This is a genomic window from Alterinioella sp. B-7 (assembly GCF_056857775.1).
On record NZ_JBSXNT010000039.1, the window covers coordinates 616793 to 641465 of the forward strand.

Annotated in this window: 26 protein-coding genes; 11 read left to right on the forward strand and 15 right to left on the reverse strand. The window is 65.5% G+C overall.

Features of this window, described 5'->3' with window-relative positions; translation table 11 throughout:
* Window positions 1–95 precede the first annotated feature (95 nt).
* The 3 genes from AC13C7_RS18010 to AC13C7_RS18020 form a co-directional block, all read right to left on the reverse strand.
* Window positions 96–1358 carry a Na+/H+ antiporter NhaA gene (locus tag AC13C7_RS18010; RefSeq protein WP_482868283.1) on the reverse strand — a complete coding sequence of 421 codons (1263 nt, stop codon included), beginning with the start codon at window positions 1356–1358 and terminating at the stop codon, window positions 96–98.
* A gap of 173 nt (window positions 1359–1531) precedes the next feature.
* Window positions 1532–2569 (reverse strand): permease, encoded by a 1038-nt coding sequence (locus AC13C7_RS18015; RefSeq protein WP_172317986.1) that lies wholly within the window; start codon window positions 2567–2569, stop codon window positions 1532–1534.
* Window positions 2562–2900: an ArsR/SmtB family transcription factor gene (locus AC13C7_RS18020; protein WP_482868284.1), complete on the reverse strand. Its 339-nt coding sequence runs from the start codon at window positions 2898–2900 to the stop codon at window positions 2562–2564. The genes AC13C7_RS18015 and AC13C7_RS18020 overlap by 8 nt, the downstream gene beginning before the upstream one ends.
* Before the next feature lie 76 nt (window positions 2901–2976).
* Here AC13C7_RS18020 and AC13C7_RS18025 point away from each other — a divergent pair, with 76 nt between their 5' ends.
* Together AC13C7_RS18025 and AC13C7_RS18030 are read left to right on the forward strand one after the other, a co-directional pair.
* The gene (locus tag AC13C7_RS18025; RefSeq protein WP_482868285.1) at window positions 2977–3564 is read left to right on the forward strand and encodes a uracil-DNA glycosylase family protein; all 588 of its coding nucleotides are present in this window, start codon (window positions 2977–2979) and stop codon (window positions 3562–3564) included.
* Window positions 3564–4352 (forward strand): SseB family protein, encoded by a 789-nt coding sequence (locus AC13C7_RS18030; RefSeq protein ID WP_482868286.1) that lies wholly within the window; start codon window positions 3564–3566, stop codon window positions 4350–4352. The genes AC13C7_RS18025 and AC13C7_RS18030 overlap by 1 nt, the downstream gene beginning before the upstream one ends.
* 154 nt (window positions 4353–4506) lie before the next feature.
* On the opposite strand, the gene AC13C7_RS18035 is transcribed toward AC13C7_RS18030, so the two are convergent.
* The 6 genes from AC13C7_RS18035 to AC13C7_RS18060 are packed head-to-tail and all read right to left on the reverse strand — an operon-like array spanning window position 4507 to window position 11071.
* Entirely contained in the window at window positions 4507–5439 is a 933-nt protein-coding gene (locus AC13C7_RS18035) for a 2-hydroxyacid dehydrogenase (RefSeq protein WP_482868287.1), read from the reverse strand.
* Between the two features lie 17 nt (window positions 5440–5456).
* Window positions 5457–6596 carry a rod shape-determining protein RodA gene (rodA, locus tag AC13C7_RS18040; protein WP_482868288.1) on the reverse strand — a complete coding sequence of 380 codons (1140 nt, stop codon included), beginning with the start codon at window positions 6594–6596 and terminating at the stop codon, window positions 5457–5459.
* Window positions 6593–8539, reverse strand: coding sequence for a penicillin-binding protein 2 (mrdA, locus tag AC13C7_RS18045; RefSeq protein ID WP_482868289.1), 1947 nt, complete (start codon window positions 8537–8539; stop codon window positions 6593–6595). Before mrdA ends, rodA begins: the two co-directional genes overlap by 4 nt.
* A complete protein-coding gene (locus AC13C7_RS18050) occupies window positions 8536–9075 on the reverse strand; it encodes a rod shape-determining protein MreD (protein ID WP_172317972.1) in 540 nt (179 codons plus the stop codon). The genes mrdA and AC13C7_RS18050 overlap by 4 nt, the downstream gene beginning before the upstream one ends.
* Window positions 9068–9994 (reverse strand): rod shape-determining protein MreC, encoded by a 927-nt coding sequence (mreC, locus tag AC13C7_RS18055; RefSeq protein ID WP_172317970.1) that lies wholly within the window; start codon window positions 9992–9994, stop codon window positions 9068–9070. The genes AC13C7_RS18050 and mreC overlap by 8 nt, the downstream gene beginning before the upstream one ends.
* Window positions 9995–10030: 36 nt before the next feature.
* Window positions 10031–11071 carry a rod shape-determining protein gene (locus AC13C7_RS18060; protein ID WP_172317968.1) on the reverse strand — a complete coding sequence of 347 codons (1041 nt, stop codon included), beginning with the start codon at window positions 11069–11071 and terminating at the stop codon, window positions 10031–10033.
* Window positions 11072–11384: 313 nt separating this feature from the next.
* Here AC13C7_RS18060 and AC13C7_RS18065 point away from each other — a divergent pair, with 313 nt between their 5' ends.
* Window positions 11385–11780 (forward strand): hypothetical protein, encoded by a 396-nt coding sequence (locus tag AC13C7_RS18065; protein WP_446118804.1) that lies wholly within the window; start codon window positions 11385–11387, stop codon window positions 11778–11780.
* A 30-nt stretch (window positions 11781–11810) separates the two neighbouring features.
* On the opposite strand, the gene AC13C7_RS18070 is transcribed toward AC13C7_RS18065, so the two are convergent.
* Window positions 11811–13379: a 2-isopropylmalate synthase gene (locus tag AC13C7_RS18070; protein ID WP_446170156.1), complete on the reverse strand. Its 1569-nt coding sequence runs from the start codon at window positions 13377–13379 to the stop codon at window positions 11811–11813.
* A 251-nt stretch (window positions 13380–13630) separates the two neighbouring features.
* Between AC13C7_RS18070 and AC13C7_RS18075 the strand changes: the two genes are divergently transcribed.
* From AC13C7_RS18075 to AC13C7_RS18090, 4 genes are read left to right on the forward strand one after another with little or no spacing between them, the layout of a single operon-like run.
* Window positions 13631–14296, forward strand: coding sequence for an SDR family NAD(P)-dependent oxidoreductase (locus tag AC13C7_RS18075; protein WP_482868290.1), 666 nt, complete (start codon window positions 13631–13633; stop codon window positions 14294–14296).
* A complete protein-coding gene (locus AC13C7_RS18080) occupies window positions 14290–15822 on the forward strand; it encodes a cryptochrome/photolyase family protein (RefSeq protein ID WP_482868291.1) in 1533 nt (510 codons plus the stop codon). Before AC13C7_RS18075 ends, AC13C7_RS18080 begins: the two co-directional genes overlap by 7 nt.
* A gap of 60 nt (window positions 15823–15882) precedes the next feature.
* Window positions 15883–16152: a ribbon-helix-helix domain-containing protein gene (locus AC13C7_RS18085; RefSeq protein ID WP_482868292.1), complete on the forward strand. Its 270-nt coding sequence runs from the start codon at window positions 15883–15885 to the stop codon at window positions 16150–16152.
* Window positions 16142–16492: a type II toxin-antitoxin system RelE/ParE family toxin gene (locus AC13C7_RS18090; RefSeq protein ID WP_482868293.1), complete on the forward strand. Its 351-nt coding sequence runs from the start codon at window positions 16142–16144 to the stop codon at window positions 16490–16492. The genes AC13C7_RS18085 and AC13C7_RS18090 overlap by 11 nt, the downstream gene beginning before the upstream one ends.
* A gap of 10 nt (window positions 16493–16502) precedes the next feature.
* On the opposite strand, the gene AC13C7_RS18095 is transcribed toward AC13C7_RS18090, so the two are convergent.
* The gene (locus AC13C7_RS18095) at window positions 16503–17993 is read right to left on the reverse strand and encodes an MORN repeat-containing protein (protein WP_446170447.1); all 1491 of its coding nucleotides are present in this window, start codon (window positions 17991–17993) and stop codon (window positions 16503–16505) included.
* Window positions 17994–18208: 215 nt separating this feature from the next.
* Here AC13C7_RS18095 and AC13C7_RS18100 point away from each other — a divergent pair, with 215 nt between their 5' ends.
* Window positions 18209–19867 (forward strand): NAD+ synthase, encoded by a 1659-nt coding sequence (locus AC13C7_RS18100; RefSeq protein WP_482868294.1) that lies wholly within the window; start codon window positions 18209–18211, stop codon window positions 19865–19867.
* Window positions 19868–19999: 132 nt separating this feature from the next.
* Here AC13C7_RS18100 and soxR read toward each other — a convergent pair whose 3' ends face one another.
* On the reverse strand, window positions 20000–20449 hold the full coding sequence (gene soxR, locus AC13C7_RS18105; RefSeq protein WP_482868295.1) for a redox-sensitive transcriptional activator SoxR: 450 nt from the start codon (window positions 20447–20449) through the stop codon (window positions 20000–20002).
* Window positions 20450–20524: 75 nt separating this feature from the next.
* Between soxR and AC13C7_RS18110 the strand changes: the two genes are divergently transcribed.
* Window positions 20525–20905 carry a VOC family protein gene (locus AC13C7_RS18110; RefSeq protein ID WP_482868296.1) on the forward strand — a complete coding sequence of 127 codons (381 nt, stop codon included), beginning with the start codon at window positions 20525–20527 and terminating at the stop codon, window positions 20903–20905.
* A 49-nt stretch (window positions 20906–20954) separates the two neighbouring features.
* Entirely contained in the window at window positions 20955–21389 is a 435-nt protein-coding gene (locus AC13C7_RS18115; protein ID WP_482868297.1) for a DUF1801 domain-containing protein, read from the forward strand.
* Here AC13C7_RS18115 and AC13C7_RS18120 read toward each other — a convergent pair.
* From AC13C7_RS18120 to AC13C7_RS18130, 3 genes are all read right to left on the reverse strand, one after another.
* Window positions 21386–21685: a hypothetical protein gene (locus AC13C7_RS18120; RefSeq protein WP_482868298.1), complete on the reverse strand. Its 300-nt coding sequence runs from the start codon at window positions 21683–21685 to the stop codon at window positions 21386–21388. The two genes, AC13C7_RS18115 and AC13C7_RS18120, sit on opposite strands and share 4 nt — an antisense overlap.
* Before the next feature lie 133 nt (window positions 21686–21818).
* Window positions 21819–22226, reverse strand: a complete 408-nt coding sequence (locus tag AC13C7_RS18125; RefSeq protein ID WP_172320105.1) for a metallopeptidase family protein — start codon at window positions 22224–22226, stop codon at window positions 21819–21821.
* A gap of 24 nt (window positions 22227–22250) precedes the next feature.
* A complete protein-coding gene (locus AC13C7_RS18130; RefSeq protein WP_172320104.1) occupies window positions 22251–23165 on the reverse strand; it encodes an MBL fold metallo-hydrolase in 915 nt (304 codons plus the stop codon).
* A 145-nt stretch (window positions 23166–23310) separates the two neighbouring features.
* Between AC13C7_RS18130 and gltX the strand changes: the two genes are divergently transcribed.
* Entirely contained in the window at window positions 23311–24633 is a 1323-nt protein-coding gene (gene gltX / locus AC13C7_RS18135; RefSeq protein ID WP_172320103.1) for a glutamate--tRNA ligase, read from the forward strand.
* The last annotated feature ends 40 nt before the right edge of the window (window positions 24634–24673 follow it).

Genomic DNA, 24673 nt, shown 5'->3' on the forward strand with positions numbered 1-24673 from the left:
TGGTCACGGGGCGGCAAATCGGCACATTTGTCCCATAAATGAACGGCCCCGGCGAAGGAGTCGCCGGGGCCGGTATGCGGTGAGGCGCCGACGCCTCAGTTCTCCTGCTTCTCGACCATCAGCACCTTGCCCGCGATGAAGGACAGCACGGCGGCGAAGAAGCTGAACAGCGCGCCCATCTTGGCGGCGTCCTGCACCGGCCCGGCATCGAACGCGACCGAGGCCACGAAGAGCGAGACGGTAAAGCCGATGGCGGCGACAAAGCCGATCACCACAAGGTCGATGATGCGCATCCCCTCGGGGATACCCAGGCCAAGCGGTTTCGCCGCGACCCAGCCGAAGAGGAGGATACCGATGGGCTTGCCGATGATCAGACCGGCCAGAACCAGCCAGGTCGCGGGGCCCATGGACGAGAACTCCACCCCGGCGTTGAGCAGGCCGAAAAGGCCCAGGATGATCTCGACCGGGTATTTCAGTGCATGTTCCATCTGGTTCAGCAGGTCATGCAGGTGACGCTCGGCATCGGCGAAGAAGCCGAAGGCGCGGTCGGCATGGGGGATGGCGGGGACGATGGGCAGAAGGCCAAGCGCCGGGTGCAGCCCGCTTTCCTGGAAGCCATACCAGGACAGGCAGCCCGCGACGGCATAGGGCCAGAAGCTGAAGGTCTTGCGCACGAAGGTCGACCGCGTGCGCAGCTGGTCGCCCTTGTCCAGCCGGCGGGGCAGCCAGTTGAACAGGATGAAGGCACCGACCGAGGCCCCGAGGCTGAGCAGCAGCCATTCCGGCGCAAGCTCGGCTGAGGGATAGAAAATGGCCAGGATCAGAAGGCCCGCCGCGTCATCGGCAATCGCCAAGAGCAGCAGGAAGCGCACTGCCGGGTGGCCCGCGCCAAAGACCATGCGGCCCACGAGGTAGGAAAAGGCGATGTCCGTGGCGGTGGGGATCGCCCACCCGTTGGCCACGGCGCTGTAGGTCTCGGATCCCATGACGGCGGCGAGGCCCAGATAGACGGCGATCGGGCCGAACATGCCGCCCGCGGTGGCGAAAAGCGGCGTCGCGGCCTTCTTGCCGCGCAGGGAGCCGTTCTTGAGGATCACGGCCTCCCACACCTCTTTCGCGGCGATGGCGAAGAACAGCGCCATGAGCACGTCATTGACCAGGTAATGCAGCGTCAGGGTGCGTATCAGATTGCCGTTCTCGTCCTCATGCAGGTAGCCGATGAAGAAATCGTCGACGATGGCGTAATCGACGAAATAGTGGTAACTGTCCGGGTTCAGGTTGGCCCAGATCAGGGCAATAATCGCGCCGCCGATCAGAAACAGCGAATAATTGGTGACAAAATTCCAGACGCGATACATGTGGCCCCTCCGCATTTTTCCTTCGAGATCAGATACCGGATGGGGCGGGGCGGGACAATGCAACTTTTTGTCCGGCTGTTGGGGGAGGCATTGCCCGGTTGATGGGCAATGCCTTGTTATTCGGACGAATTCGCCGGATTGTTCGGGTTTATCCGTAGAAGCCTTTTTTCAGGTCAGGCAATCGCGCCCCAGGTCAGTCCCGCCAGGATCGCCCCCGTGATGGCCAGACCCAGGTAGGACAGGAAGATCTTGGGTTTCACCAGTGCCCAGACCGCCACGGCGGCAGGGATGCTGCTGACCCCGCCCGCGATGACGAAGGACATGGCGGCCCCCTGGCTCATGCCTTGGGCGACCAGCCCCTCGATCAGCGGCACCGCGGCATAGCCGTTCAGATAGGCCGGAGCTCCGAGGAGCGCACCAAGCAGGATCGGGCCGATACCGTCGCCGCCAAGCGTGGTTCCGATCCACTCGGCGGGGATGTAGCGTATCAGAAGCGCCTGTAACAGGTAGGCCAGCAAGAGCCATTTGCCGAGGAACAGCAGGTTGGCCCATGCGGCCTCGGCAAAGACACGGCGGCGCGGCGCGTCCTGCCAGAAGGCCCATTTCAGGGTCGGCCTGGCCGCCTCGCCGCCGCAGCAGGAGCCGCAGCCGGACGGCGTCCGCGCCTTCAGCGGATTGGCCAGCAATGCCGTGCCGGAGAGGGCCATCATGGCAAAGCCGCCCATCAGGCCGATGGCGACGGCGCCGATGGTCTTGGCAATGGCGAAGTCGGTGCCGAGCGCGCCCGCCGTGATCGCGAACATGGCCGGATCCATCAGGGGCGAGGCCAGCCAGAAGGCCATGACGGCCGAAAGCGGTGCCCCGGCGGCCAGAAGCGCGGCGATGAAGGGGATCACCTCGCAGGAGCAGAAGGGCGACAACCCGCCTGCCAGCGCGCCAAGCACGATCATGCGCGTCTCGCGGCCCTCGAACGCGCCTTCCATCAGCCGCTCGGAGCCGGTCGCGCGCATCACGCCGATGGCGGCGACGGCGAAGAGGATGAAGGGGCCGGTCTGGGCGAGGCTGGTGGCGGCCTCGGTGATCGAGGGCCAGAACGCGGCGCGGTCGAGCAGCAGGAGCGCAATCGCGATGCCCACGCAGGTCAGCAGCACCTTGTCGATGCGCGCGAACGGCCGCCGCAGGGGCGCGGCGGATTGGGACAGGTCAGTCATGAGGCACCGCGCTAACGTGGCTGTCCTGATCCTGGCAACATTCGTGCAGCAGGAAATCCGAGACCGCGTGAATCTGGTCGTAATCGACGGCGCAGAGAATGCGGCGCCCGTCGCGGCGTTGCAGCACCAGACCGGCGCTGACAAGCTGTTTCAGGTGATGGGTCAGGACCGAGCCGGTGATGCCGACGCTTTCGCCAAGCTCGCCCATCGGAAGGCCCTCCGGCCCCGCGCGGACGAGGCGGCGCAGGATGGCAAGGCGGTGTTCCGAGCCGAGCGCGGCAAAGGCCGTCGCGGCAAAGGTGAGGGCGGGGGGATATTGCGTCATTTCCATGATTCTATATTTATAGAAATAAAGAAGTGTTGTCCAGCGGGTTTTCATTCCTGCATGGCTGCGGTCAGATGGCCTCATGACCTTTGACACACTTGCCAGGGACATTGCGGCCTGCCGCCTCTGCGCCGACCGATTTGCGGCGACCGAGACGGGCCATGCGCCGCGCCCGGTCTTCTGGGCGTCGCCGACCGCGCGGGTTCTGGTGGCGGGGCAGGCCCCCGGCGCGCGGGTCCATGCCTCGGGGCGGCCCTTCACCGATCCCTCGGGCGACCGTCTGCGCGACTGGATGAGGGTGGAGGAAGCGACGTTCTACGACCGGTCCCGCGTCGCGATCCTGCCGATGGCCTTCTGTTTTCCGGGCTATGACGCGAAAGGCTCGGACCTGCCGCCGCCCGCCATTTGCGCGAAGACCTGGCGCGCGAACGTGCTGGAGCATCTACCCGACCTGCGGGTCACGCTGCTTGTCGGGGCCTATGCCCAGAACTGGCACTTGCCGGGACGCATGAGCGTGACCGACCGGGTCGCGGCCTGGCGCGACCATGCGCCCGACCTCTTCCCCTTGCCGCACCCGTCCTGGCGCAATACCGCATGGCTGAAGAAACATCCCTGGTTCGAGGCGGAGCTTGTCCCCGCCCTGCGCGCCCGCCTGCAAGAGGTTCTGTGATGGATGACGAGACAACCCCGCTGGACCGCGCCCATGCCTTGATGCAGGCCGCGCCCGAGGATGAGGCCGCGCGGATGCGCTTTTACGAGCGGCTGGCCGATGGCGAGCTGTTCGTGTTGCTGGCGGAGGAGGCCACGGATGACGAGATCGCGCCGCAGGTCTTCCCGGTGGATGGCGGCACATATGTGCTGGTATTCGATCGCGAGGCGCGGCTGGCGGCGTTCTCAGGGCGCATCGCGCCTTACGCGGCGCTGTCGGGGCGCAATATCGCCGGGCTGCTGGCGGGGCAGGGCATGGGGCTGGCGGTCAATCTCGGCGCGCCCTCGGCGATCCTGATCCCGGAGGCGGCGGTCGGCTGGCTGGCGGAGACGCTCGGCCCCGCGCCCGAGGAGGTGACGGAAGTGCCGGAAGAGGTGTCGCGCCCCACCGGCCTGCCCGACCGGCTGATCGAGGCGCTGGATACCAAGCTGGCGCAGGCGGGCGGATTGGCGAAACTGGCCTATCTGGCGGGCGTGACCTATCGCGGCGGGCGGGCCTCGCACATGCTGGCGCTGGTCGATGCGGTGCCCGGGGCGGAACCCGCGCTGGCGCAGGCCGTGGGCGAGGCGTTGCGGTTTTCCGGCATCGAGGCGGGCGTGCTGGACGTGGCCTTCTTCCGCGCCGCCGACCCGGTCTGCGCGCGGCTGGCCCGCGTCGGGTTGCGGTTTGACCTGCCCCAGGTGCGGACCGCATCGGTGCCGGGTTCCGCGCCGGGGATGGACCCGTCGAAGCCTCCAAGGTTGCGCTGAGCGGCGGGCGGCGCGCGTCAGGCCCCCTTCGGGAGCCCTCCTTGCGCCGCATTGCCATGGGCGGGGGGGAGGTCTGTGGATCTGCCGGGACGTGGCGCGGGTTGGACGCGTCGGATTTGAGTATTTTTGCCAAGAAGATGACAGGGCGGAGGCGTCAGTAGCCGAGGTTGCGATCCACGACATGGCGCAGGGGCTCGTCCGCCTCGGCCCGGGCGATGTTTTCGGCGATCAACTCGGACGCGGTGTCGGGGCGGGTTTCCGACGCGATATGCGGGGTGACCGTGACATTGGGATGGGCCCAGTAGCGGTGGTCCTTGGGCAGCGGTTCGGTGCGGAAGACGTCGAGCGTGGCGTGGCCGATCTGCCCCGCGTCGAGCGTGGCAAGGAGCGCGTCATCGTCAATCAGCGTGCCCCGGCCCGGATTGACGATCACCGCGCCCCTGGGCATCAGCGCCAGCGTGCGCGTATTCAGGGTGTTTTCCGTCTCGGGCGTGTCGGGCAGGAGCAGCACCGCGATTTCGGCGCTGGCGAGGCAGGTGTCGAGCCCCTCGGCCCCATGGTGACAGGTGATCTCCGGCAGGGATTTGGGGCTGCGGCTCCAGCCCGTGACGTTGAAGTTGAGCGTCGCCAGCATCCTGGCGCAAGCCGCGCCAAGTTCGCCGAGGCCAAGGACCGCGACCGTGCGATGGCGCGCGAGCGGCGGGGCGTCGGGCCGCCAGGTGCCGGATTGATCGGTGATGTGGGTGTCCAGACCCAGGTGATGGCGCAGCACATGGCCGGTGACCCATTCCACCATGCCTTCCCGCAGACCGGCATCGGCCATGCGCGTGAGCGGCACCTTGAGGGTCGCATTGTCCACGATGGTCTCGACCCCGGCCCAGAGGCTGAGCACGGCCTTGAGGCGGGGAAACCTGGAGAAATCCTGCACCGGGCTGTTGGGGGAATAGACGATGTAATCGACATCGGCCGCGGGGATGTCCGGGCCGACGCGGGCCGTCTTGAGGCCCGCCTGGTCAAGGGTGCGGCGCAGGTGCGGGGCGTAGTCGTCCCATTGGTCCGGGGCGGCGGCGAAGAGGATATTGGGCAAGGCAGCGGTCCCTCCGATCAGCGGGGGCGGTGGATATGGGCCGATTGCACCAGCCCGAAGGCCACCAGAAGCACAAGCATCGCAGACCCGCCATAGCTGACCAGCGGCAGCGGCACGCCGACCACGGGGGCAAGCCCCATCACCATCGCCATGTTGATCGCGAAATAAAGGAAGAAGGTGACGGCGATGCCGAGCGTGACCAGCGATGCGTAGCGGTCCTTGGTCTTGAGCCCGGTGATGACGCAGAAGAGCACGATCAGCGCATAGAGGCCGAGCAGGGTGATGGCGCCCACGAAGCCGAACTCCTCGGCCAGGGTGGTGAAGATGAAATCGGTGTGCTTCTCGGGCAGGAAATTGAGGCTGGACTGGGTGCCCTGCATGAAGCCGCGCCCGGTCCAGCCGCCCGAGCCGAGCGCGATCTGGCTCTGCGTGATGTTGTAGCCCGCTCCGAGCGGATCGGTGGTGGGGTCCAGGAACGTGTCGATGCGGCGATACTGGTAGTCCTCCAACAGCTGCCAGGGCGTGCCGCGGGAATAGAACACAGCCGTGACCAGCCCAACGCCCGCCCCGATCACGGCGGCGAAATAGGCCCAATGGACGCCCGCGAGGAACATCACCGACGCGCCGCCAACGAGAAGCAGGATCGCGGTGCCCAGATCGGGCTGGCGCAGCGTCAGGTAGGTGGGCACCAGGATCAGCACCACCGGGATCAGCACGAAGAGGGGGCGCGACGACTTGCGCGGGTCGAGCCAGTCGTAATAGGCGGCCAGCAGCATCACCAAGGTGATCTTCGTCAGCTCGGAGGGTTGCAGGCGCATGAAGCCGAGGTCGATCCAGCGCTGCGCGCCCATGCCGATGGAGCCCATGACCTCGACCAGCAGAAGCAGCAGGACCGAGACCCCATAGGCCAGGCCCGACATGTTGCGCCAGAACCAGATCGGGATGAAGGCAACGACGAGGAGGACGGCAAATCCGAGGACAAAGCGCTGAAGCTGCGGCGTGACCCAGGGCCGCATGGAGCCGCCGGCGACCGAATAGAGCATCAGGAAGCCGATGCAGGAGACGGTGACAATCAAGACGATCAGCGCCCAGTTGAGATACAGGACCTTGTGCAGGCCCGAGGGCGTGGATTTCTGGGTGTATTCGAGAAAACTCATGTCTGCACGCGCCCGGTTTCCTCGGGTGTCTCGAAGGAGCGCAGGTCCAGCTGGTCCTGCATTTCCTCGATACCGCGGCGCTGATTGACCGGGTAGGCCGACAGCGGCGGCATCTCGCCAAAATGGGCGCGCAGAAGGATGTCGCGGGCAATCGGCGCGGCCACGCCGGAGCCGCTGCCGCCATGTTCCACCACGACGCTGACGGCGTAGCGCGGGTTGTCCGCGGGCGCATAGGCGACGAAGAGGGCGTGATCGCGCCTGTTCCAGGGCAGTTCGTCATCGCCGAGAACCCCGGTTGCGCGTTCGGCCATGGTGATGTTGCGGACCTGGCTGGTCCCGGACTTGCCCGCGATCTCGAAGCCCTCGGCCTCGGACCGCATCCGGTAGGCGGTGCCGCGCGGGGCGTTGTTGACGGACCACATGCCGCGGCGCACAATCTCGAGATTGGCGGGGTCGAGGCCCAGATCGCCGCCATCATCCATCCGGGCGGAAACGCCATTGACGGTGCGCACCAGGCTGGGGCGGATCATCCGGCCCGTGGCCAGGCGGCTGGTCATGATGGCAAGCTGCAGCGGCGAGGCCAGCACAAAGCCCTGCCCGATGGTCGCGTTCAGGGTGTCGCCAACCACCCAGTCCGCGCCGCGATTGGCGCGTTTCCAGTCGCGGGTGGGAATCAGCCCCTCGGAGACGGCCGACAGGGGAAGTTCATGGTGCTCGCCAAGGCCGAAGCGGCGCGACATGGCTGCGATCGCGTCGATCCCGACCCGCTGCGACAGCTCGTAATAATAGACATCGCAGGATTGCGCGAGGCCGTTATTCATGTCCATCCGACCGTGGCCGCTGCGCTTCCAGCAATGGAACCTGCGGGTGCCGAGCTCGATATAGCCGATGCAGTTGATCAGCTCTTCGGGGTCGATCAGGCCCATTTCCAGACCGGCAAGCGCGGTCATCATCTTGAAGGTCGATCCGGGCGGGTAGGTGCCCTGCACCGGCTTGCTGGCCAGCGGGCGGTAGGGGTCTTCGGTCAGCGTGTTGTAATCGGCCACCGAGATGCCGCGCACGAAGAGGTTGGGATCGAAGGAGGGCGACGACGCCATGGCGATGATCTCGCCGGTTTCCACCTCCATCACCACAGCCGAGGCGCTTTCACCGGCCATTCGTGCCTGGGCAAAGTTCTGCAACCCCGCATCGACGGTCAGCTGCACGTCATCGCCGGGGGTTGCGGGGTCGCGGTCCAGCTCGCGCATGATGCGGCCCGCCGCGTTGACCTCGACGCGGCGGGTTCCGGCCTCGCCGCGCAGATCCTGTTCCAGTTGCGCCTCGGCGGCATAGCGCCCGACCTGGAAATCGGGAATTTGCAGGACCGGGTCGGTGTCGCCGCTCGATTGCAGGTAGTAATCCGAGACCGGGCCGACATAGCCGGTGATATGCGCGAAATCCTGGCCGAGCGGATAGACGCGGCTGAGGCCCACTTCCGGCGTGATGCCGGGCAGGGAGGGCGCGTTGACGGCGACCGAGGAAAATTCCTCCCAGCTGAGCCGGTCGGCGATGGTGACGGGAACAAAGGGCGCGCGGGACATCATCTCGTCGCGGGCGCGGGCCATCGCGCCCATATCCAGGTTGACCAGCCGCGACAGACGCTCAAGCACCTCGTCCACGTCATCGGCGTTTTCGCGCACCATGACGACGCGGTAATTCTGTTCATTGGCCGCCACGAGCCGCCCGTACCGGTCATAGATCAGCCCGCGGGCGGGCGACAGAAGCTGGATGTTGATGCGGTTTTCCTCGGCCAGCAGGCGGAAATCGCTGGCCCGCTCGACCTGAAGGTAGCGCATCCGCGCCGCCAACACCGCGCCCGTGGCCAGCATCGCGCCGCCCATGATCAGGCTGCGGCGGCCCACCTTGCGGGCACTGTCCTCGATTTCCTTCTGACTGCGTTTCATCCTCTGAGTCCGGCTTCCAGGTCGACCAGCGGCAGCTTATCCATTCTCAGCAGGAATTTCGAGACAAGGACCACTAGGGGGTAGATCACAATCGTGGCAAGCCCCTCCATCAGCACAAGGCCAAGGCTCGGCTGGTCGGTCATCAGCACCCACAGGATCACGCGTTCGGCGACGATCATCATCAGAACGATGCCCGAGACCATGGCCATCTCGACCAGGAACGGCGCTTCGGCCAGGCCCGCGCGGCGGTTGCGCAGCGCCTCGGAGCCAAGCAGCGCCAGCAGGGTCCACAGACCCAACGGGCGTTGCAGCAGGAAATCGGACAGGAGGAACAGGAACACGATCGCCCAGAGGGGCACGGCGGCGGGCTGGCGCACCACCCAGGCCAGGGTCACGCCCAGGATGATATCGGGGCCGGGCAAGCCGGGCGTGCCGGTTTCCAGCGGCAGGATGCGGAAGAATATGACGCCGAGCCCCAGGCCGATATAGAGGCTGCGCCAGGTCCAGAGGCGGCGGGGCGAAGGGGTGCTAGCCATCGGTCGGCACCTCCTCGGCGGGGGGGGGCGCGTCCGCCTCTGTTTCCTCGGGCATCAGCGGCCAGGGCGGGCCGATCATGCCGCCGGGATCGGACAGGGCGGTGCCGGGGTGGCTGCGCATCACGCGCAGGAAGTTGAGGCGCGAGAAATCGGCCGAGGGACGCACCCGCAGCCGCCCTTCGCGATCCACCACGACGTGACCGACCAGGAGGTCGGGGGGGAACACGCCGCCATCGCCCGAGGTCACGACGCTGTCGCTGGCGGTGATGTCCTCGGGGGCTTCCAGAAACTCCAGCAGCGGCACGCCGGTATTGTCGCCCATCAGCAGCGCGCGCTGGCCCGAGGGCAGGACGGTGACCGGGATGCGGCTGTTCGAATCGGTCAGCAGGATGACGCGCGAGGTGTTCTCGCCCACGCCCGAAATGCGCCCCACCACGCCAAGCCCGTCCATCGTGGCCCACCCGTCGATGATGCCGTCCCGCGCGCCCACGTTCAGCAGCACCGAGCGCCGGAACGGCGAGCCGCTATCGGCCAGCACCACGCCGGTCACGAAGGTCAGCTCGGGGTCCAGCTGCACCCGGTTGAGGTCCAGCAGGCGGGCGTTCTCCTGTTCCAGCTGCAATGCCGCCTCGCGCCAGGTGCGCATCTGCTGAAGCTCGCGCCGAAGCTCGGCGTTCTGTTCGTAGAGCCTTGAATAGCTTTGGAAATCATCCATCATACGTCCGAAGGCCGTGACCGGGGCCATGACCCATTCCAGGTTCGGCACGATCCGGTCGGTCACCGCCGAGCGCAGCCGTTCGGCCCGCGGGTTGTCGATGCGCCAAAGCAGGACCAGCACCGCAAGGCAGAGCAGCAGAACCGTCAGCAACAGGCGCCGGACGGGGCGGGAATGGCTGTTATCCTGGCGGTCTCGGGCCATGTCGTCCTATACGTCAGGGTCGCGCCTGCGCGACGGTCAGCTGTCGTAGTCGATCGCGTGGCGCAGAAGATCCTCGTATTCCAGCGCCTTGCCGGTGCCAAGCGCAACACAATTCAGGCTTTCATCGGCGACCGAGATGGCCAGCCCGGTCTGTTCGCGCAGTGCCAGGTCAAGCTCGCCCAACAGCGCGCCGCCGCCTGTCAGCATGACACCCCGATCGACGATATCGGCGGCGAGGTCGGGGGGTGTGGCCTCCAGCGCGCTCATCACCGCCTCGCAGATCTGCTGCACCGGTTCGGACAGCGCCTCGGCCACCTGGGCCTGGCTGATCTCGGTTTCCTTGGGTACGCCGTTCAGCAGGTCGCGCCCCCGGATCATCATCGAGGAGCCGCGCCCGTCATCGGGCATCCGCGCGGTGCCGATCGAGGTCTTGATGCGTTCCGCCGTTGCTTCGCCAATGAGCAGGTTCTGCTGGCGGCGCAGATAGGCGATGATCGCCTCATCCATGCGGTCGCCGCCGACCCGGACCGAGCGGGCATAGACGATGTCTGCCAGCGACAATACCGCAACTTCGGTGGTGCCGCCGCCGATATCGACCACCATCGACCCGGTCGGATCGGTTATCGGCATGCCCGCCCCGATGGCCGCCGCGATGGGTTCGGCGATCAGCCCCGCCTTGCGCGCGCCCGCCGATAGCACCGATTGCCGAATCGCGCGCTTTTCCACCGGGGTTGCGCCATGCGGCACGCAGACGATGATCTTGGGCTTGGTGAAGGTGGTGCGCTTGTGGACCTTGCGGATGAAGTGCTTGATCATCTCTTCGGCCACGTCGAAATCCGCGATCACGCCGTCGCGCATCGGCCGGATCGCCTGGATGCTGCCCGGCGTGCGCCCGAGCATCAGCTTGGCATCCTCGCCGAAGGCCAGCGCCTTCTTGACGCCGTCCTTGATCTGATAGGCCACGACCGAGGGTTCGTTCAGAACCACACCCTTGCCTTTCACATAGACAAGCGTGTTCGCGGTGCCGAGGTCGATCGCAATATCGGCGGAGAAGAGGCTGCCAAATCCAAAAACCATAAGGGGGGCGATCCTGCTGTCGAAATCAAAAAGGCGCGCAAGAGACTCACACGCCCAAACCGATCTGCATATAGCGCCCCTTGCCGGATTACGTAAAGGGCCGACAGTGGCGGGGGTGGCGTGATCTTGCCGGGACCGGAACTGGCGCTTGCGCTATCACGCACGGCGCGGCCTATCAACCCTGGTCCGCGCCGGTTTTTGTGCGTCTGGCGATCTTATGTTAACCTTATAAAGTGGCGTTTCGCCGCCCCGCCTCGGCGGCGCGTTCCTCGTCTTTTCGACTGTTCGACCACATTGGGGAAGGAGACCAATAATGCTCAAATATATTGCAACAATCTCGATGCTCTGCCTGGGTCTGACCCTGGCCACACCCGCCGCCGCACAGAATTGCGACAATCGCGGGTCGAACTGGCAGGGGCGGATCGACCTGCCAAGCGGCATCTACGGGTTCGAACTGCGCCGACTGACCTGCGCGGCGGACAGCATGTGGAACTATTACATCTGGAACACGACATCGCGGTGGGAAGGCACCGCCACGGTCGGGATGGCCGGAACCGCGCTGTCGGTGAACACCGTGTCGGGCAGCCTGCCCGGATGCAGCCTGTCGGGCACCTGGTATCCGCGCGACGTGACCAACGGCATTCCCTATCGCGGCAGCGGCAGCGCTTTTTGTTCGGGCAGCGGCACCTGGAGCGCCAATATCAGGTGAGGTGGGGGGCCGTCCGGCCCCCCGATCAGGTCACTCGCCCGCATCCTTGTAGGAGATTTCCCTGACATCCCCGCCGCCCGTCTTGCCGCGCCGCATGACCAGCCGGTTGAGCGCATTGACATAGGCGCGTGCGCTGGCCACCACGGTATCGGTATCGGCGGATTGCCCGGTGGCGATCATGCCGGCCTCCTCGATCCGCACGGTCACGGTGGCCTGCGCGTCCATGCCCTCGGTCACGGCGCTGACCTGGTAGAGTTGCAGCACCGCATCATTCGGGAAGATCGCCTTGACCGCGTTGAAGGCGGCATCGACGGGTCCGTCGCCTTGCGCCGTCGCCTGATGGTCCGTATCGCCCACGCGCAGGGTGATGTCGGCCGATTGCGGGGCCTCGGTGCCGCAGATGACGCGCAGGAACCTGACCTCCAGGTGCCCCTCGCCATCGGCGCCCGCATCGGTGACCAGTGCGATCAGATCCTCGTCGAAGACCTCCTTCTTGCGGTCGGCCAGCGCCTTGTAGCGCACGAACACGTCGTTGAGCTGGTTTTCCCCCAGATCATAGCCCAGGTTCTTCAGCTTCGAGCGCAGTGCTGCCCGCCCCGAATGCTTGCCCATGACGATATTGGTCTCGGACAGGCCCACATCGGCGGGGCGCATGATCTCGAAGGTTTCGGCGTTCTTCAGCATCCCGTCCTGGTGGATGCCGCTTTCATGCGCGAAGGCGTTCTTGCCGACGATGGCCTTGTTGGGCTGCACGTTGAAGCCCGAGACGGTCGAGACTCGGCGGCTGATATGCATGATCTTGGTGGTGTCGATGCCGGTCTGCCAGGGCATGATGTCGTTGCGCACCTTCATGGCCATCACGACCTCTTCCAGTGCGGTGTTGCCGGCGCGCTCGCCCAACCCGTTGATGGTGCATTCGATCTGGCGTGCGCCGCCCTCGACGGCGGCGAGGGAGTTGGCTGTCGCCATGCCCAGATCGTTGTGGCAATGGGTGGCAAAGACCACATCCCCCGCGCCCTCCACCTCGGCGATCAGGCGGCGGATCAGGTCGGCGCTTTCGACCGGGGCGGTGTAGCCCACGGTATCGGGGATGTTGATCGTGGTGGCACCCGCCTTGATGGCGATATCGACGGTGCGCTTGAGGAACTCCCATTCCGTGCGCGTCGCATCCATCGAGGACCATTGCACATTGTCGCACAGGTTGCGGGCATGGGTGACGCAATCATGCACCCTTTGCGCCATCGCGTCCTGGTCCAGGTCGTGCATGTCGCGGTGAAGGGGCGAGGTGCCGATGAAGGTGTGGATGCGCGGATATTTCGCGTGTTTCACGGCCTCCCAACAGCGGTCGATATCCTTAAAATTGGCCCGCGCCAGCCCGCAGATGACGGCGTTTTTCGCGTTTTTCGCGATCTCGCTGACGGCTGCGAAATCCCCTTCCGAGGCGATCGGGAACCCGGCCTCGATGATATCGACGCCCATTTCGTCGAGCAGGGCCGCGATCTCCAGCTTCTCGGCATGGCTCATGGTGGCGCCGGGGCTCTGTTCGCCGTCGCGCAGGGTGGTGTCGAAAATCACCACTCGGTTCTTGTCGGATGTCATGGAGTCTGTCCTTGGTCTTAGCCTGGGTATCTGGTGTGAATCTCGGCGCTGGTTCCCCCCTGAGCGGTCGCGCCGAAAGGCACGCTCAGAGGCGGCTAAGGAGAAGAAGCGCACACAGGGCCGCGCCGCCGGGCAGGCGGGAAGGGGCCGGGATATGGGTGCGCGTCGTCATGGGCGGCAGTATTACCGGGCAGGACCGGGATGAAAAGGGGAAATTTGACCCGCGTGGCTTGCGCCTTAGATGGAGCGTCATGACAGAGAGAAGCTTGATACTCGGCGCATCTGGCGGGATCGGATCGGCGCTGGTGGCGCGGCTGCAAGGCATGGGCGAGGTCGTTGGCCTCTCACGCTCCGGCGACGGGTTCGACATCACCGACGAGGCCAGCGTGGCGCAGCATCTGGGGGCGCTGGATGGCCCCTTCGACCGCATCATCGTGGCCACAGGCGCGTTGGAGATCGACGGCGCCGAGCCCGAGAAGACCCTGCGCGCGCTGGACCCTGAGGCGATGGCGGCGCAGTTTCGGTTGAATACCATCGGTCCGGCGCTGGCGATCAAGCACGCCATGCCCCTGATGCCGCGCGACGGGCGCTCGGTTTTGGCGGTGCTGTCGGCGCGGGTGGGGTCCATCGGGGACAACCGGCTTGGCGGGTGGGTCAGCTACCGGGCCGCGAAATCGGCGGTGAACCAGGTTGTCCGCGTGGCCTCGATCGAACTGGCGCGCACGCATAAGGGGGCCGCTTGCGTGGCGCTGCATCCCGGCACCGTGCGCACCGAATTCACCCGCAAATACCTGGGCCGCCACCCGGCGGTGGAACCGGAGGCGGCGGCGCAGAACCTGTTGTCGGTCATGGACGGGCTGACGCCTGAGGACAGTGGCGGCTTCTTCGATTGGGCCGGAAAACCGGTGCCATGGTAGCGCCCCGCCTGGTGCTGGTCCTGGGGGACCAGTTGACGCCCTCTATCGCGGCGTTGAAAGCCGCCGACATGGACCGCGACATCGTGGTGATGGTCGAGGTCGCGGCGGAAACCGGATATGTCGCGCATCACCCCAAGAAGATCGCCTTTGTCCTCTCTGCAATGCGCAAGTTCGCCGCGCGATTGCAGGAGGACGGATGGCGGGTCTGCTACACGCGGCTGGACGATGAAGACAACGCGGGCTCTATCGGCGGAGAGCTTCTGCGCCGGGCCGAGGAACATGGCGCCAAGGAGGTGCTGGCCACCGAGCCCGGCGAATGGCGGCTGATCGAGGCGCTGCGCGATCACCCCCTGACGCTGCATATCCAGCAAGATGACCGGTTCATCTGCTCGCATAAGGAATTTGAGGATTGGGCCGAGGGCCGCAAATCGCTGCGCATGGAGTATTTCTACCGCGAGATGCGGAAGAAGACGGGCCTGCTGATGGAAGGTGACGATCCGGCGGGGGGCGCGTGGAATTTCGACAGCGACAACCGCAAGTCGCCACCCAAGGGGCTGGAAGGGCCCGAGCCGCCCCGGTTCGAGCCGGATGGGGTGGTCAGGCAGGTGCTGGACCTCGTCGAGGCGCGGTTCTCCGAGAATTTCGGCAAGCTGCGCCCGTTCCGCTTTGCCACCGATCCGGAAGAGGCGGAAAAGGCGCTGGATCATTTCATCGCCCATGCCCTGCCCTGCTTTGGCGATTACCAGGATGCGATGGTCAGGGGGCAGGATCTCCTCTTCCACTCGCTGCTGTCGCCCTACATGAATGTCGGCCTGCTGGACCCGCTGGAGGTCTGCCGCCGGGTCGAGGCGGCGTGGCAGGCGGGCGATGTGCCGATCAATGCCGCCGAGGGATTCATCCGCCAGATCATCGGTTGGCGCGAATATGTCCGTGGCATCTATTTCCTGGAAGGCCCCGACTATACGTCCCGCAACGCGCTGGATCACACCCGCAAGCTGCCCGCGCTCTACTGGGGTGGGGAGACCGAGATGCGCTGCCTCAGGGAATGCGTCGATGCGACCAGGCGCGCGGCCTATGCCCACCACATCCAGCGCCTGATGGTCACCGGCAATTTCGCCCTGCTGGCGGGCGTCGATCCGGGGCAGGTGCATGAATGGTATCTGGAGGTCTATGCCGACGCCTATGAATGGGTCGAGGCGCCGAATACCATCGGTATGAGCCAGTTTGCCGATGGCGGTATCATCGCGTCGAAACCGTATGTCTCAAGCGGCAACTACATCGCGAAGATGTCGGATTACTGCAAAAGCTGCGCCTATGGCGTGACCGTCAAGACCGGCGAGGGGGCGTGCCCGTTCAACCTGCTCTACTGGCATTTCCTGATGAGGCACCGCGCGCGGTTCGAGGACAACCCCCGCATGGCGCAGATGTACCGGACATGGGAGCGGATGGACGCGGAAAAACGCGAGACGGTCTTGGCCGAGGCCGAGGATTTCCTTGAGCGGATGGATGCGGGGGAGGTGGTTTGATAGTCTCGCAATCCACCGAAGTATATGCTACTGAGTAGTACGAGCAATGCGGGAGGTCTCATGTCGGTCAAGGCGTCTGTTTCAATGTCGGAAAACCAGGTTGCGTTCGTGAAATCGCTCGTCGCGCAAGGACGCTATGCCAGTGCCAGCGCGGTCGTGCAGCAGGGGCTCGAACTGTTGCGCGCCAAGACAGAGCGCGAGGAGGCCGAGATCGCCGCTTTGCGGGCCTTCTTCGAAGACCGGCGCGGGGGCGCATTCGAGCATGCGGAAACGGCGCGAGCAGCAACGCGGGAGATGATCGAGCAGAAGCGCCTCAAGCATGGGCTATGAGGTCAGGCGGTCGGTCGCCAGCCGACAGGACCTCGACCATCTCTTCGATCACCTTCTAGACAGCTACCGAGATCTGGGAGACGGAGCACAGGAGGCATTCAATCGCGCCGTCGCCCGCCTGATCGACGTGGAAGACGCGATCGACGCGCTTGGACAAGCCCCGCACCAAGGCACGCTCTGGCCTGAAATCATGGACGGATTGCGTTGGGTCACCAAGACCCGCGCAATTCTCTATTTCATCACGAATGACAGCGCGCGCCGTGTCGATGTGCTTGCGGTCTTCTATGGCGGTCAGGATCACCGGGCGTGGATGCTCGACCGGATCGGTCAAGCCCCTTAATCTTGACGGATCACTCCGTCGCGGTCCCTTCACCACCCTCTTCCGTGGTCTCTTCCGTGGTCTCCACCAGCCGCCCGTCTTCCCATTCGCCCTGCACGACCCGGCTTTCCTCGCCATCGGTCGCGGCATAGGTCATCGTGCCGGAACCCTGCCGCGTGCCGTTCACGAAGAGGCCCTGGTAGACATCGCCATTGGCATAGGTCGCGCGGCCCATGCCGTTGATCTCTCCGTCTTCCCATTCGCCGCTATAGGTGAAGCCGTCGGGCATGGTCAGCGTGCCCTCGCCATCGCGCTGACCGGCGTTGAATTCACCGTCATAGACAGTGCCATCGGCATAGGTCGCGATGCCCGATCCGTGGCGCAGCCCGTCGGCCCAGGCCCCCTCGTAGCGATAGAGGAATTCGGGCTCGTCATACTCCTCCCCCGCGGCCTCGGCGGCGGCAGCTTCTTCCGGGTCGTAGTCGGGATTGGCGTTGGTCATCACGCCCTGGCCATGCTGGCGGGCATTGAGGAACTGGCCCTCATAGACCAGCCCGTTGGTATAGCGCGCGACACCGAAGCCCTGGATCACACCCTCGACCCAGTCGCCCTCATAGGTCGATCCGTCCTCATAGGTGATGGTGCCGCGCCCATGCGCGAGGTCGTTGCGGAAGGTGCCCTCGTAGACCGAGCCGTCGGGATAGGTCACGCGGCCTTCGCCCTCGATCCGACCGTCGACCCACTGGCCCTGGTAATAGTAGCCATCCGCGCCGCGGAACTCGCCCTGGCCATGGCGGCGGTCATTGGCGAACTGGCCCTCGTAGCGGTCGCCATTGGCGTAGCGCACGATCCCCGATCCCTGGCGCTGACCGTTGACAAGCTGGCCCTCATAGACGTCTCCATTGGGCTGCGTCAGCGTGCCATGGCCGTTGATCTGGCCGTTTTCCCAGGCGCCTTCGTAGATCACGCCATCCGGCATCTCCAGGCGGCCCTGGCCGGATCGCTGGTCATTCTCGAAATTGCCGGTATAGACCGCACCATCGGGATAGGTGATCGTGCCCTGGCCCTGCTTGCGCCCGTCGACCCAGGCGCCCTGGTAGCGGTAGCCATTGGGGCTGTCCATCGTGCCTTGCCCGTGATGCAGCGCGTTGCGGAAGCTGCCCTCGTAGCGCACCCCATTGGCATAGAGCGCGAGGCCCGTGCCGTTGATCCGCCCCTCGGACCATTCGCCCTCATAGGTGGAGCCATCTGCGAAGGTGATCATGCCGAAGCCTTCGGGCCGACCGGCGGCAAAGCTGCCCTCGTAGATCGAGCCATCTGGGAACACCGCGCGGCCCTGGCCCCGGATCTCGCCATCGACCCATTCGCCGGTATATTCATAGCCATTGGGCAGCCGGTAGGTGCCGGTGCCATGCTGCACGCCGCCCCGGAAGGTGCCCTCGTAGATGCCGCCGCCTTCATATTGGTGGATCTCGATCTCGCCGGAGTCCTGCGCCCATGCGGACCCCGCCAGCATCACCATGAGGGGGATGATCGAAATGACCCGCCGCAGCGTGCCTGCACCTGATTGGCTCACCTGATGTCTCCTTCGGAGAAATTGTTGTTCGGCCCGGGCCTTAACCTAGTGGAGGGGCGGTATCGTCGCAATCTCTTTTGCCAAAGGTGGCTTGGCGGCAGGCGGTGATCTGCTAGAACCGGGCCCGAGCAGTGCCCTGAGCAGAGCCCGAGGAGGCCCAGATGTCCGACACGTTCCGCCTCACGCTGGCGCAACTCAACGCCACCGTAGGCGCGCTGGAAGACAACGCCGGCCGCGTGCGCGCCGCCTGGCAGGAGGCGAAGCTGGCCGGGGCCGACATGGTCGCCTTCCCCGAGATGTTCATCACCGGATACCAGTTGCAGGATCTGGTGCGCAAACCGGCCTTCGCGGCGGATGTGCAACGGGTTCTGGAACGTCTGGCGGCGGATTGTGCAGACGGCCCCGCGATCGGTATCGGCGGCCCCTGGCCCGGCCCCGACAAGCCCTTCAACGCCTATTTCATCCTGCAAGGCGGCAAGATCACCGCCCGCGTGCTCAAGCAGCATCTGCCGAATTACAAGGTCTTCGACGAAAAGCGCTACTACCACGCGGGCACGCCGCAGGGGCCGGTCTCGGTCGGGCCGCTGCGCATCGGGGTGCCGGTCTGCGAGGATGGCTGGTTCGAGGATGTGACCGAGACGCTGGAGGAAAGCGGCGCGGAAATCCTGTTGATGCCGAACGGCTCGCCCTATCATCGCGGCAAGATGAATATCCGCCAGGCGGTGACGGTGGCCCGCGTAATCGAGACCGGGCTGCCGCTGGTCTATCTCAACCTTGTCGGCGGGCAGGATGACCAGGTCTTCGACGGGGCGAGCTTCGTGCTCAATCCCGGCGGTGTGCTGACCCATCAGATGCCCGCCTTCGACGAGGCGATCACCCATGTCGATTTCACCCGCACCGACGCGGGCTGGCGCGCTGTCGAGGGCGAAAGGGTCGTCCTGCCCGATACATGGGAATCCGATTACCGCGCCATGGTCGAATCGGTGCGCGACTACGTCGCCAAGACCGGGTTCAGCCAGGTGCTGCTCGGCCTGTCGGGCGGAATCGATTCGGCCATCGTCGCGACCATCGCCGCCGATGCGCTCGGGCCTCGGAACGTGCATTGCGTGATGATGCCCTCGGAATACACCTCGCAGGAAAGCCTCGATGACGCGGCGGAGGTCGCGGGCAATCTCGGCTGTCGGCTGGATACCCTTCCCATCTCGGGCGCCCGCGCCGCGATGACCGAGGCGCTGGCGCCGCTCTTCGCGGGCACGGAGCCCGGTCTGACCGAGGAAAACATCCAGTCCCGCCTGCGCGGCGTCATCCTGATGGCTCTCAGCAACAAGTTCGGCGCGATGCTGCTGACCACCGGCAACAAGTCCGAGGTCGCCGTCGGCTATGCCACGATCTACGGCGACATGGCGGGCGGCTACAACCCGATCAAGGACATGTACAAGACTCGCGTGTTCCAGTCCTGCCGCTGGCGCAACGCCAATCACCGCCCCTGGATGCGGGCTCCGGCGGGCGAGGTCATCCCGCCCCGCGTCATCGACAAGCCCCCCACGGCCGAGTTGCGCGCAGACCAGAAGGACAGCGACAGCCTGCCGCCCTACGAGGTGCTCGACGAGATCCTGGAAATGCTGATCGACAAGGAGGCTTCGGTCGCCGATGTCGTCGCCATGGGCCATGACCGCGCCATTGTGAAGAAGGTGGAACACCTGCTCTACATCTCGGAATACAAGCGCTTTCAGAGCGCGCCGGGCGCGCGGCTCAGCGAAAAGGCCTTCTGGCTGGACCGCCGTTATCCGATCGTGAACAGGTGGCGGGACGGGAGTTAGACCCGCTCCCCGCATCTTTCATTTTGCCAAAAATACCTCGGGGTCGTCGTTGTTGCGCCATTGGTCCGAGCGACAATGACGACGGGCAGCGCCCCGGCGGGTCGGATTGCCGCAGGCAATCCGAGGCCAATCTCACCCGCCCTCGATGATGTTCCTCGGCCCCGCCCCGCGTGCGCCTGCCGCATCATCCGGGTTGTAGAGCGCACAGCTCTTCAGGCTCAGACACCCGCAGCCGATACAGCCATCCAGCTTGTCCCGCGTCCGCTGCAACTCCGCGATCCGCGCATCCAGACGCTCGCGAAACATGCGGCTGATCTTCTCCCAATCCGCCTTGGTCGGCGTGCGGCCTTCGGGCAGCTTCGCCATCTCGCCCCGGATCTCGGCCAGCGTGAACCCCAATTCCTGCGCGATCTTCACGAAGCTGAGCCGCCTTATGTCCGAGCGCCGGAACTGCCTCTGCCCCGCCTCCGTGCGGATCGGATGCACCAGCCCCTCGGTCTCGTAGTAGCGGATCGCCGAGACGGCCATGCCGGTGCGTTCGGCGATCCGGCCAATGGGCAGCATGTCGTTTGGCCTGCGCATGAAGAAACCTCTTGAGCTAAAGTGAGCTTGAGGAATTAGACCACACCCATGACACCCGAATCAAGGACCCACACCATGACCCAGGCCTTCCTCGAACATGCCAATATCACCGTCACCGACCCGCAAGCCTTCGCCGACCTGCTCTGCGATCTCTTCGACTGGCGCATCCGCTGGCAGAGCGATGCGAAATCGGATGGCTATTCGATCCATGTCGGTGCCGACGCTTCCTATATCGCGCTCTACAGCCGGGGCGGTGTGACGCCGGCCACGAACAGCTATTCGACGCCGGGCGGGCTCAATCATATCGGCGTAGTCGTTCCGGATATCGCGGCGGTCGAGGCGCGGGTGCGCAAGGCTGGCTTCTCGCCCCACAGCCACGGCGATTACGAGCCGGGTGTGCGGTTCTATTTCGACGGGCCGGACGGGGTCGAGATCGAGGTCGTCAGCTACCCTTAGGCGCGGGAGCCATCGAAATGCTATCATGGCGCGGCAGGAGGGCCGCGTCATGCGCCCGCGTGAGAACAAGACCCAACCGACGGAGCACTCCGTCGCCGGGTTCCTGGCGGGCGTCGAGCATCCCGTCCGGCGCGCCGATGCGCAGGCGCTGGATGCTCTGTTTCGCGCGGTGACGGGGTTCAACCCGGTCATGTGGGGCGACAGCATCATCGGCTATGGCCGCTACCACTTCACCTACAAGTCGGGGCGCGAGGGGGGGTTCCTGGCCACCGGGTTTTCTCCGCGCAAATCCAGCCTCTCGATCTACATCATGCCGGGATATGGCGAGTTTCAAGGCCTTCTGGATCGACTCGGCAAGCACAAGACCGGGCGCGCCTGCCTCTATGTCAACAAGCTGGCGGATATCGACACGGACGTGCTGGCCGAGTTGATCCGCGCGGGTCTGCGCGATCTGGCCAGGCACTGGCCGGTGGAACCGACCTAGCGCAGCCAGTTCAGATCGTCGATGAAGCACTCTATCGGGCGGGGTTCCGTTCCGGTCAGGACGAGCCGACCGGCAGGGGTGATGCCCAGGTCCAAAGTGCCCTCGCTCCATTGACCGCCATAGACGACGTTGCGCGAGGCCGGATCGCGTTCCAGCAGCGCGCCGTACGGGTAGGAGGTCCAGAGCAGCACCGGGTCGGTCTCCACCCGAACCAGCCGCACCGGCGCGGCGTGGGTCGGGCAAAAGACAAGGGTCGTCCTGCTCTGGCCCCGATAGCCGTCGGGCAACAGCTCCATATTCCAAATTTCACCGATCCGACGCATTGCGTTGAGGCGGATGCAGGGCAGGGGATGCGACGATGACTAGAAACGCGAGGATCCGGAGCAGCATGACCGCCAGCGTGGCGTCGGGCTGTCCCTGGGTCAAGCTCTACTCCCACCAGCGGTCGATTGTGGCGATATCGGCGTCGGACCAGCCCATGTGATGGGCAAGTTCATGCACATAGACATGCGCGATCAGCGCGCCGAGGCCGATATCGCCGCGATCGGCCCATTCCTCCAGGATCGGGCGGCGGAAGAGCCAGATGACATCCGGCCCATGCGGCTGGTCCATCACCGATTTCTCGGTCAGCGGGATGCCCTCGTAGAGGCCGGTCAGGTCATAGGGGCTCTCCATCTCCAGCGCGTCCAGCATCTCGTCGCTGGCGAAATCCTCGACGCGCAGCGCAACCTCGCGCGCGCGGGCGGCATAGGGGGCGGGCAGGGCATCGCGGACGGCGCGCGCCATGTCGTCGAAAGCCTCCAGGCCGGGGGGCAGGGTATTGGTCCAGTCACTCATGGCGCCCATCAGACACCAAGCCGGTCACCCCATCAACTGCCCGCTTTCCGGCACCCAGGCGAACCCGTCACCCGCGCGATCGACAAAGCCCAATGCGGGGAAGGGCATGTGATAGCCGATGGCGGGGATGCGGTCGGTGGCGATCATGTCCAGCACCTCGCGGCGGCTGGCGGCGGCGGCTTCCTTGTCCATGTCAAAACGCACCTCCCAATCGGGATGGGCGAGGGACCAGACCGGGTGATTGGCCAGATCGGCAAAGAGCACCAGTCGCGCACCGTCGCTTTCGATGTGGTATCCCATATGCCCAGGCGTGTGGCCGTAGGCCCCGACGCTGGTGATGCCGCCCGCCACATCCTGACCGGGGGCGAGGAAGCTCATCCGGTCGGCCAGCGGGCGCACCTTGCTATTGAACCCGTCATTGCCCGCCCCGGCCCAGTGGTCGTATTCTACCTGGCCCGTGACATAGGCCGCGTTGGGAAAGGTCGCCGCGCCGAGATCCATCAGCCCGCCGATATGGTCGCCATGCATATGGGTGATCACCACGGTGTCGACCTGGTCGGCCTCGTACCCCGCCTCCATCAGCGCGCCGGTAATGCCGCCGGGGTTGAGGCCGGTGTCGAAGAGGATCACCTGCGAGCCGGTATTGACCACCGTGGGCGTGAACCAGAACCGGCTTTCATCGGTCGAGAGAAAATGCGCCCGGCTGACCTCCTCGAACTCTTCTTCGGGCACGTTCAGTCCGAAAATCTCCTGCGGATCGGGCCGCATGTTGGTGCCGGCCAGGATCGTCGTCACTTCGAAACTGCCAAGCATGAACCGCCGGTGCCGCGCGAAGGAGGGGCCAAGCGGCGGCGCCTCGGCCATGAGCGGTGTGGCGAGGCCGACGAGCGGCAGGGCGGCGGCGGCCCCCATCAGGCGGCGGCGGGTTACATCGGTCATCTCAAATCTCCCCTTGGCTTGGCCCTTGCAGGGTAACCGGAAGCGCCCCGCCTGTCGCTCAAAATGCCGCGAGGTCGGCGCGAAACTGGACAATGGCGCGGCTCTGTGAAACAGGATCGCCCCGAGAGATAAGGATATCCGCGCCATGACCGTCACCCGTTTCGCCCCGTCCCCCACCGGCCGCCTGCATGTCGGAAACCTGCGCACGGCGCTGTTCAACTACCTGATTTCGCGCAAGGCGGGCGGCACATTCATCCTGCGGCTCGACGATACCGACCCGGAACGCTCGACCCGGGCTTTCGCGGACGGGATCCAGCGCGACCTGGAGTGGCTCGGCCTGACCTGGGACCGGCTGGAGCGTCAGTCGGAGCGGCTGGACCGCTACGCCGCCGCCGCCGATGAATTGCGCGCCAAGGACCGGTTCTACGAGGCGTTCGAGACGCCCACGGAACTGGACCTCAAGCGCAAGAAACAGCTCAACATGGGGCAGCCCCCGGTCTATGACCGCGCGGCGCTGAAGCTGAGCGAGGAGGAAAAGGACCGGTTGCGCGCCGAGCGCGGGCAGGGCGTCTGGCGCTTCAAGCTGAAACAGGAGCGGATCGAGTGGACCGACGGCATCCTGGGCGATCTGTCGATTGATGCGGCCAGCGTGTCCGACCCGGTGCTGATCCGGCAGGACGGGCAGGTGCTTTATACCATCGCGTCTGTTGTCGATGATACCGATATGGGCGTGACCCATGTGGTGCGCGGGTCCGATCACGTCACCAACACCGCGACGCAGATCCAGATCATGGAAGCGTTGGGGTTTGCTCCGCCCTCCTTCGCGCATCACTCGCTGTTGACGGGTCCGCAGGGCGAGGCGCTGTCGAAGCGCCTCGGCACGCTGGCGCTGGCCGATCTGCGCGAGGCAGGGGTGGAGCCGATGGCGCTGCTCAGCCACATGGCGCGGCTCGGATCGTCGCAGCCGATCGAGCTCTGTTCCGATCTGGATGAGCTGGCCGAGGGGTTCGATCTGGACCATTTCGGCGCGGCCCCGACCAAGTTCGACGTGAACGACCTCTACCCGATCACGGCGCGGTATCTGCATACGCTGCCGCTGGAACAGGTCGCCGATCAGATCGCGGAGATCGGCGTGCCGGAGGATCTGGCCGAGACCTTCTGGACCGTCGCCCGCGCCAACATCACCACGCGCAACGACATCGCGGGCTGGTGGCACCTGTTCCGCGATGGCGCCACGCCCGTGGTGGACGAGGAGGATCGGGAATTCGTGGCCGAGGCTTTCGCGCTCTTGCCCGACCCGCCCTATACCGCCGAGACCTGGGGCGCCTGGACCGGGGCCGTGAAGGAGGCGACGGGGCGCAAGGGCAAAGGCTTGTTCATGCCATTGCGCAAGGCTGTGACGGGGCTGGAGCGCGGGCCGGAAATGAGCGATGTCATGCCGCTGCTTCAGAAGAAGCCCGCTCTCTAGGAGGTGGCGAGTGGCGGGGCGACCCCCGCCCTATGCCATG